The organism is Bradyrhizobium sp. BR 10261 (assembly GCF_019455395.1).
GTDB classification, from domain to species: domain Bacteria; phylum Pseudomonadota; class Alphaproteobacteria; order Rhizobiales; family Xanthobacteraceae; genus Bradyrhizobium; species Bradyrhizobium manausense.
The window spans coordinates 301,182-310,094 of record NZ_JACOFQ010000004.1; the positions used below are offsets into that span (position 1 = coordinate 301,182).

9 protein-coding genes and 1 pseudogene are annotated in these 8,913 nt (G+C 64.2%); 4 read left to right on the forward strand and 6 right to left on the reverse strand.

From position 1 onward, the window contains the following. Positions 1-70 precede the first annotated feature (70 nt). Both HYH07_RS06770 and HYH07_RS06775 read right to left on the reverse strand, forming a co-directional pair. Positions 71-1,654, reverse strand: coding sequence for a hypothetical protein (locus HYH07_RS06770; RefSeq protein WP_220001745.1), 1,584 nt, complete (start codon positions 1,652-1,654; stop codon positions 71-73). Positions 1,655-1,728: 74 nt separating this feature from the next. Then, a complete protein-coding gene (locus HYH07_RS06775; RefSeq protein WP_220001746.1) occupies positions 1,729-3,546 on the reverse strand; it encodes a CHAT domain-containing protein in 1,818 nt (605 codons plus the stop codon). A gap of 275 nt (positions 3,547-3,821) precedes the next feature. On the opposite strand from HYH07_RS06775, the gene HYH07_RS06780 reads away from it, so the two are divergent. The 4 genes from HYH07_RS06780 to HYH07_RS06795 all read left to right on the forward strand — a co-directional run bounded on the left by HYH07_RS06780 (position 3,822) and on the right by HYH07_RS06795 (position 6,129). Next, positions 3,822-4,226 (forward strand): DUF350 domain-containing protein, encoded by a 405-nt coding sequence (locus HYH07_RS06780; RefSeq protein WP_220001747.1) that lies wholly within the window; start codon positions 3,822-3,824, stop codon positions 4,224-4,226. 17 nt (positions 4,227-4,243) lie between these two features. Next, positions 4,244-4,645 (forward strand): hypothetical protein, encoded by a 402-nt coding sequence (locus tag HYH07_RS06785; protein WP_220001748.1) that lies wholly within the window; start codon positions 4,244-4,246, stop codon positions 4,643-4,645. Positions 4,646-4,725: 80 nt separating this feature from the next. Beyond that, entirely contained in the window at positions 4,726-4,965 is a 240-nt protein-coding gene (locus HYH07_RS06790) for a hypothetical protein (RefSeq protein ID WP_220001749.1), read from the forward strand. Between the two features lie 3 nt (positions 4,966-4,968). Further along, complete coding sequence (locus HYH07_RS06795; RefSeq protein ID WP_220001750.1) at positions 4,969-6,129, forward strand: glutathionylspermidine synthase family protein; 1,161 nt, start codon at positions 4,969-4,971, stop codon at positions 6,127-6,129. A 128-nt stretch (positions 6,130-6,257) separates the two neighbouring features. Here HYH07_RS06795 and HYH07_RS06800 read toward each other — a convergent pair whose 3' ends face one another. The 4 genes and pseudogenes from HYH07_RS06800 to HYH07_RS36260 all read right to left on the reverse strand — a co-directional run. Beyond that, complete coding sequence (locus HYH07_RS06800; protein WP_220001751.1) at positions 6,258-7,130, reverse strand: protein-glutamate O-methyltransferase CheR; 873 nt, start codon at positions 7,128-7,130, stop codon at positions 6,258-6,260. After that, on the reverse strand, positions 7,127-8,326 hold the full coding sequence (locus tag HYH07_RS06805; RefSeq protein ID WP_220001752.1) for a chemotaxis response regulator protein-glutamate methylesterase: 1,200 nt from the start codon (positions 8,324-8,326) through the stop codon (positions 7,127-7,129). Before HYH07_RS06805 ends, HYH07_RS06800 begins: the two co-directional genes overlap by 4 nt. Before the next feature lie 73 nt (positions 8,327-8,399). After that, positions 8,400-8,765 (reverse strand): PleD family two-component system response regulator, encoded by a 366-nt coding sequence (locus tag HYH07_RS06810; protein WP_007600538.1) that lies wholly within the window; start codon positions 8,763-8,765, stop codon positions 8,400-8,402. A gap of 68 nt (positions 8,766-8,833) precedes the next feature. After that, positions 8,834-8,913: pseudogene (locus HYH07_RS36260) on the reverse strand (chemotaxis protein CheW); the annotation flags it as partial.

Consider the following 8,913-nt stretch of genomic DNA (forward strand, 5'->3'; position numbering starts at 1 on the left):
CGTGTGAACGCGTTCACAGTCCGCAGCGATATTTGCGACGGAATTCAGGGGTTTTGTTTTTGCGGCTCGGTCAGGCGCTCGCGAGCACAGGACTTGGCATATCAGGCCTCCTGACCGGAACGCGCGAGGCGGCCTCGCGCAGCCAGACCATGAAGGCGTAGCCGATGGTGAAGCCGAAGCCGAAGGTCGGCAGCACGAAGGACCAGACGAAGGTCCAGCCGGAGACGTTGTCGACGACCTCCATCACCGGCATCGGGCTGACCCGGTGGATCGCAAGCAGCACCCACAGCAGCACCGTCATGCCGCCGCCGAACACGAGTCCATCGCGCATCCGCCGCGTCTTGCGCGACCGCTTGCCCCAGGTCGAATCCTGCACCAGCAGCGCCGCCATCGCGGCGATCCCCCAGGGGAAGATCAGGACCGGCAGCTCGCGCAGGACGACGTCGAGATAGGGCCTTTGCGGAAACTGGTAGAAGTCGAACGCGGCCTGGACAGGGAAGAGGATCAGCGCGCCCCAGAGGCCGACCGTCAGAATGAAGCCGACGGGCAGCCGGCCGAAGATGGTCTCGTTCGCGAAGGCGTATTGCCGCTTGAAATAATACACCAGCCAGAAATTCACGATGAGATAGAGCGGCGTCATCAGCAGCGTCCGCATCATGCCGACATCCTGGTCTCCGGGCATGTGCACGATCTTGCCCGACCCGAGCAGCCAGGCCAGGCACCAGACGAAGCCGAAGCCCGCCGCAACCGCGACGAATTTCGCGATGCCAGGCGGAGCCGGCTCCAGCGTGAAGCCGATCGCGCCAAGCCGCTGCCGGCTGCGGGCAAACGTCCATTCGCCGGCGAGCGCTGCGCGCGCGGCGAACAGCAGCAGATTGTTGAGCAGCGCATCCATGTCCTTACGCAGATCCTCGAGCATGCATCCGGCCGCGGTCTGGGCGGCGAGCTGAAGCTGGCTGACCACGGTGTGGCGGGTCGAGAGCTTGTCGAGCGCCTGCCAGTCGTCAGGCTCGACATGGCTGTCCTCCATGATCGCACCGTAGATCTCGGTGCTGCTCTTGAGCACGCGGACGGTGCGGAAGCAGAGCGCGTCATAGACCGCAAGCAGCTCCGCATAGAGATCGGAGTTGCGCTCCATGAAGCCCTCATGCTTGCAGGCCCAGCGCTCCAGGTGAAGCATCAGCGCGGAAATCTTGAGGAAGCGCGACTGGATCGCGGTCGATTGCGTGGCGCGGAAATCGTCGATCTGGTAGCCGACCCTGGACAGCTTGCGCTGCAGGCCCGGCATGTCGTCCGGACCGACCTGGAACGGTGCTGCGGCCAGCGCCTCGCGCAGCGCGAGCGCGCCGACGGGAATGCCGGCCAGTTCCTGGCAGAATTTGCGCCACGCTTTCGGCGCCACCGGAATGAGCCAGACGAACATCAAGAGCCAGACCGAGGCGAGCGGCGACAATTTGTCGGGCAGAATGGCGTAGATCACCAGGAACGGCGTGATGAAGACGGCGAGGCCGAACAGGAAGAGCGGCCGCGTCGTGAACGAGCGCGTGCCTTTCATCGTATGGAAGCGGAACCAGTAGAACAGCACGACCAGAAGCGGTCCACCGAAGGACTCGAAGATCGCATTCAAGGGATCGACGACATGAGCGATCTGCACGATGAACTCCTATTGCTAGGGTTCGCTGTTGAAAGGCGCGCCGGACAACACCGCATCCGGCAACCCGCGTGAAATCAGGCAGCCTGGGCGACCATCTTGGCCTTCTGAACCAGGAGATCGATGTTGTCGGGGGCCAGCGCAATCGCGCTGTCCATATCGTTCTGGGCCTTCACCACGTCCTTGATCAGGGCATAGGCATTGGCGCGCGACACCAGATATTTCGGCTCGCTCTCATTGCCCGCGATCGCCGTGCCGAACGCCTTGATCGCCTCCTCGACATAGCCGCGCTTGTCGTCGGTGCCGGCGGCGGTCATGCTGACGACGCCTTTGATCCAGTAGAACTCCGGGTTCTTCGGCTTCAGCTTGATCGCTTCGGTGATGTCGCTCAGTGCATTCTCGTAGAGACCGACCGTCACGTTGAAATTGGCTCTTCGCACGAAATATTCCGGCTTCGCAGGGTCGAGCTTGAGCATGTAGGCGAAGCTCGCCGCGGCCTTCGATATCTGCTTCTGCTTGTGCTGGAGCGTGCCGAGGTCGAAATAGACCTTTGCGAGCTGGGCCGAGAGCTCGGCATCGTCGGCCAGGAGACCGTGAAGCTCCTGTCCGCGCCGGGTCAGGTCCTCCAGCGCCTCGATCGTCGTCGGGGCAATCAGCAGCGCCTCCATGAACTCATCGCGGCGCTGCTGCAGCATCTCCTTCGAGGGCCGCGCCGCCTCTGGCGGGGCCGCCTGCGGCTGCGGTGCTTCGACGTCGAAGATGCGGCCGTCGGGCGAGCGCATGTAGAGGACCGGAATGCCCCACTCGACGCGAGACTTCTCCTGGATGAATTTGCGCGCGAGCGTCACCGCATCGTCGATCGGCCGGTTGCGCGCAAGCGCGGCGTAAAACCCCTCCGACATCGAGATCGCGGCATTGTCGGTGATCGGAAACTGCATCGCCACCACGGCGGGCAGCCATCCGGTCTTCATCAAGCCGATCGCCGGATTGCCGAAGCGGTCGCCGACATTGATCCTGGCGCTCTCGCAGCAATTGAGCACGATCAGGCGCAGGCTGCGCCGCGCTCCCGTCAGCATCATCGCCAGGTCGGAGGCGAATTTCTTCACCGGCTTGCCGTCCTCGTCGACCATGACCACGAAGCCGGATGCCCCCGCGCCGGGCAAGGCTTCCTCGACCCCGCCATGTCCGATGAAGTGGAAGATATGCCACTCGCCTTCCAGCAGCTTCTTCATCAGGTCTTTGCCGGTCCCGCCGGGGACCCACTGGAAATCCACCTTGCCTGCGTGCTGGAGCGCATCGATGCCCTTGTTGATGCGGTCGCGCTCCTTGACGACGTTGAGCTTCGGCCATTCGCTGGTCGAGGGATCGGCGATCATGCCGAGAATGCGCAACGGTCCCTTGACGCCCATTCGGCCGACGCCGCCGGCGGTCTCGAGATAGCGCACGATGGGGCGCGTCAGGCCGACGAAGCGGGGCATGTCGTCTTCGTCGTAGAGATATTCCCAGGGCAGGCCGGCGAGGTCGGCGGCCTCGATGCGCAGCTTGATCCTCAGATCCTGCGCCGCGCCCTTGCTGCGCTCATAGATCCGCTGGATCGACGGCACGTCGATGAAGATGCTGCGAAACACGCCGCGGCCAAAATCCTGCAGCACCTGCTCGCCGCGCGTGGTCGGGCCCTGGCTTTTCTTGTCGTCGATCTCGAGGACGGCGTTTTCAAGTTCGCCGCGCAGCTTGGCCAGTTCACCGGGCGCGGAGAACCAGAACTTCACCTGGCTCTTCGGCGCCTCGCCGGCCGGCGACCTGACGACACGGCCGTAATATTGCTGAGGGCCGCCACCCACGGGCAGATCGGAGCCGATCTCGAGCTCGAAATCTTCGTATTCGGCAACGGGCATTTTGAGCCTCACTCAACAAAATTCTTGATCTGAACGAAGCATCCCTCGAATGAGCGCGGCCGATCAAAATTGACGGGCGGCGGCAAAACAATGGCTCAGACTATCACACACAACCTCGAGACGCATTTGTGAAGCATGTCTCATGCGGCCCGAATTTTTGTGCGGTGCCCGGGCGCAAGCGGTGCCGGTTCTTTCTGGGGATCGAACCTGCTCGCCCGGTGTCGCGACCAAGCGATCGTGCCAGAATTCGCGGCGCAACCGTCGGACCTCTCCTCATGATCCTGCAATCGCTCGCCGGCCTGCCCGCCTTCCTGGTCTATTTCTGCACCGGGCTGATCGCGATAGTGGCATATCTGTTCGTCTACACGCGGATCACGCCGCACAACGAGTTCCAGCTGATCCGGGACAACGACCCTGCCGCGGCGATCGCGCTCGGGCTCAGCCTGCTCGGCTTCGTGGCGCCGCTGTTCAGCGCGATCGCCCATTCGGCCAACGTGCTGGACTGCATGGTCTGGGCTTTCATCGCACTGATCGTGCAGGTCGCCGTGTTCTACATCGTCAAGATCCCGGTACCCAACCTGTCGGGGCGGATCGCCGCCGGCGAGCTGGCGCCTGCCATCTGGCTCGGGTTGTCCTCGCTCGCCGCGGGGCTGCTCAACGCCGCCTGCATGATTTACTGACATGGTGGCGAACTGACATGGCCAGCAAACCTCCCAGCCAGGAGTTCGGCAAGCGCCGTCCGCGCCTGCCAGCGGACTTGCCGCTACCGCCGCGGGAGCCGGTCAAGCGCTCGGGTCATGTCGCGCTGCTGGTGATGGGGACGATCGCGGTCGGCACCACCGCCTTCACGCTGGTGCCGCGGGGCAACTGCGACCCCACGCCTCCCGGGGCGGCGGTCGCCGGGGCGACAGCGCAGACCAACACAAATTGCAGCAGCGGTTCTTCGGGCAGCGGCTCGCACTGGTCGTCGCGATCGGGCTTCTACAGCAGCGACTCCTCCAGTCATTCTTCTTCGGGAGGCTCGTCCGATGCAGGCTCCGGCGGCGTCACGCGCGGCGGCTTCGGCTCGTTCGCGCATGCCTTCTCGGGCGGCAGCTGACACGCGCGGTTTTGAATTCAACGCCGCGCGCGAGCCTGCTTTAAGTAACCACTGCTCTAAATCGCGCGGGAGGACACAACATGAAGCGCTCGCGAAGGGTCATGCTCACGCTGATGGGAAGCGCGGCGGCCGGTGCCGTCTCGATGGGATTTGTGAACCGCGAGCGGCCCTGCGGCTCCGGCCTCGAAGCCGTTCCCGGCATCGACGGCAAGCCCTATTGCCGGCCGAGCTATGGCGGCTTCGGCGGCACGCTGCATCGCATGCATGGCGGCCATCCCGGCCAAGGCCATGGCGGCGGTCACGGACACGGCGGCGGCTGACACATGCAACGCATCCTTTGTCCCGAGCGCGACGACTGGCAACAGACCGCCGAACAATGCGGTTTCGCCTTCCACACCATCAACGGCGAGCGCTATTGGGACGAGCGCGCCTACTATGCCTTCACGCTCTCCGAGATCGAGCGCGACATCGAGACACCGACCGGCGAGATCGATGCGATGTGCCTCGAGCTTGCCGGCCGCGTGATCGGCGAGGAGCGCCATTTGCGGCGGCTCAAGATTCCGGAAGCATTTTGGGGCCTCATCGCCGAGAGCTGGGAGCGCGACGACCGCAGCCTCTATGGCCGGCTCGACCTGAAATTCGACGGCGCCGGTCCCGCAAAGCTGCTCGAATACAATGCTGATACGCCGACCTCGATCTTCGAGGCCGCCGTGTTTCAATGGACCTGGCTCGAGCAGGCGATCGAGCGGCGTATCATCCCGGCGCGCGCCGACCAGTTCAACTCGATCCACGAGCGGCTGATCGCGGCGTGGAAGGACATTGCCTCGAACAAGCATCTGCACCTCACCGGCACCACCGCCAACGAGGAAGACGCCGGCACGCTCGCTTATCTCGAAGACACTGCGCGCCAGGCGGGCCTCTCCACGACGCTGCTCGACATTGAAGATATCGGCTGGCGCGACGAGGCAGGCGGTTTCGTCGATCTCGATGACCGCGACATGGAGCTGGTCTTCAAGCTCTATCCCTGGGAGTGGATGTTCCACGACGCCTTCGGGGCGAAGCTCAAGGGCGCGCCGACGCGCTGGATCGAACCGCCATGGAAGGCGGTGCTTTCCAACAAGGGCATTCTGCCCCTGCTCTGGGAGATGTTTCCAAACCATCCCAATCTGCTGCCGGCCTATTTCGAGGACGATCCGCGCGCCGCCGGGCTCGGCAGCTCCTATGTCAGCAAGCCGCTGCTGTCGCGCGAAGGCGCCAATGTCACGCTGGTGTATGCCGGAATGTCACTCGACGAGCACGAAGGTCCCTACGGCGCCGAAGGCTTTATCCGGCAGGCGCTGTCGCCGCTGCCGAATTTTTCCGGCGTCTATCCGGTGATCGGGAGCTGGCTGGTGAACCACGAGCCGTGCGGACTTTCGATCCGCGAGGACGAGAGCCCGATCACGGGCAACAGCTCGCGGTTTCTGCCGCATGCGATTTTGTGAGACACCCGAATCCATGACCACAGGCGGATCGAACGGCCCCACGTCCAACCGCGTGCCCGGTACGATGGCTTGTGGTCATGGATGCCGGGCTCCGCGCTTACGCGCGGCCCCGGAATGACGAGGAGAGTTCACCGCGCCGCGGCGATCTTCAGCGGCTGCGGCATCAAGCCGCCCATCGGGCGACCAGACCGCGCCGGATTGAGCTGGTAGAGCCCACGACGATCGGACACGGGACGGAATGCATCGGTGATGCCGACGACGGATTCGGCGGCACCCAGCAGCAGCGTGCCGTCGGCTTCCAGACCCTTCGCCATGCGCTCGAAAATCATGGCCTTGGTGTCCTGATCGAAATAGATCAGCACGTTGCGACAGAAGATCACGTCGAACGTGCCGAGATGGGAGAAATCCTGCAACAGATTGAGCTGGCGAAATTGCACCATGGCACGGACATCGGCATTGAGCTGCCAGACGTCGCTCGCTTGCGTGAAGTATTTCATCAGCAGCTGGATCGGCAGGCCGCGCTGCACCTCGAACTGGCTGTAGACGCCGGCCTTGCACTTCTCAAGCACTTCCTGCGAGAGGTCGGTCGCGACAATCTCGATGCGCCAGCCTGCGAGTGCCGCGCCCATCTCCTTCAGGCACATCGCGATCGAATACGGCTCCTGCCCCGTCGATGAGGCCGCTGACCAGATGCGCAGCGACTTGCGCGCGGCGCGGGCCTGGATCAGGCCGGGCACGATGCTGTCGCGCAGATGATCGAACGGAATCTTGTCGCGGAAGAAGAACGTCTCGTTGGTGGTCATGGCCTCGACCACATCGGTGGCAAGGCGGCCGTCGCCGTTCCTGATCTTGAGAACGAGATCGGGAATGCCGGCAAGGCAGGCCTTGCGGGCCAGCGGCAGCAAGCGGCTCTCGACCAGATATTGCTTGTCGGGCGAGAGATCGAGACCGGAGCGTTCTTTCAGGAATTTGCGCAGATAGTCGTAGTCCGCCGGCGTCACGTGCGGTCTCCCGCGAACAGGCGGTTGACCTTGGCGCCGATCTGGTTGAGCGGCAGGATCGCCGCGCAGATGCCGGCGTGGGCGGCCGCACCGGGCATGCCCCAGACGACGCTGGACGCTTCATCCTGCGCGATCACGCTGCCGCCGGCCGCGACGATGTCCTTGCCGCCGCGCATGCCGTCCGAGCCCATGCCGGTCAGGATTACGGAGAGAATGTTGCCGTGCCAGACATCGATGGCGGAGGTGAAGAGCGGATCGACCGCGGGCTTGCAGAAATTGACGGCGGGACCGTCGTCGAGCGCGATCGCTGCATCCGCGCCGCTGCGCACGACGCGCATGTGCTTGCCGCCGGGCGCGAGATAGATGCGGCCCGGCTTCACCGGCTCGCCATCGACCGCCTCGGCCGCCGGCTTGCGGCTCGAACGCGCCAGGTGTTCGGCGAGAATGGTGGTGAAGGTCGGCGGCATGTGCTGGGTGATCAGCACCGGGAAGCGATCAATCACCGGGCCGAGCTCGGTGACGAGCGCCATCAGCGCCTGCGGGCCGCCGGTCGATGAGCCGATCAGCAGCACCTTCGGCGCCTGGGTCGAGAACGGACGTGTGGAGAGCGAACCCGAAGGGGCGGCCGCGGCCGGAGCCGGTGCGGGCGCGGCAGGCCGCGCAACAACCGGTGTCCGTGCGGCCGGCACAGCAGGGCTCGCGGGCGCGAGCGGCGGGCTCGCTACGGCCGGCTTCCGGCGCAGCCGCGCGCCGAGATGGCGGATCTTCTGGATCAGATCGTGATGGAAGATATCGGCGGCCGATGTCTCGCGCGTCGATTCCGGTTTGGGAATATAGTCGGCCGCGCCGAGCGACAGCGCTTTGAAGCTGATCTCCGCATTGCGGCGGGTCAGCGTCGAAGCCATGATGATGACGAGATCGCGCTTCTTCGCCAGCAGTTTCGGCAGCGCCGAGATGCCGTCGAGCTCGGGCATTTCGATATCGAGCACGGCGACGTCGGGGTTGATGCGCTCGAGCTGGTTAACCGCCTCGAGCCCGGTGCGCAGCGACGCCGCGACCTCCATGTCGTGCTCGGCTCCGATCCAGCGCGAGATCAGACCGCGTATGACGACGGAGTCGTCGACGATCATCACCCGTAGCGGCCCGGCCTCACGCGACGGGCTCATGATCGAATTTCCTGCGAACGCCACACTCATTACTCACCAACTCAGACTGAAACGGTTTAGTTGACAACAAACGCTGAAGGAGCCGTCCAGCCTCCGGTGTTTGTCAGATCAAGCCGACTTCCTGGAACTTCGCGGTCACGATGTCCTTGTCGAAGGGCTTCATGATGTATTCGTTGGCGCCGGCGTGCAGCGCGCGCGCGATGTGCGCGACGTCGTTCTCGGTGGTGCAGAACACCACCTTGGGCTGGTCGCCACCCGGCATGCGGCGCAGATGACCGAGGAACTCGTAGCCGTCCATGACCGGCATGTTCCAGTCGAGCAGCACAGCGTCGGGCAGTCCGCGCTTGCAGGCCTCCAGGGCCTTCTCACCGTCCTCGGCTTCGAGAATCTGGAAGTCGAGGCCTTCCAGGATCCGGCGCGCAACCTTGCGGATGACGCTGGAATCATCAACGACAAGACAAGTTCGCATGTGAGCCTCTGCTTCCTGTCCCCTGTGAGGGACACTTCCAATTGATCGTCGGCGGCGATGCCGCCGTATCAGGCCGCCATCATCTCGGGCGCAAGCTCGAGGACGCGATCGACGTCGAGGACGACCATGAGCTGACCGTCGAGACGGT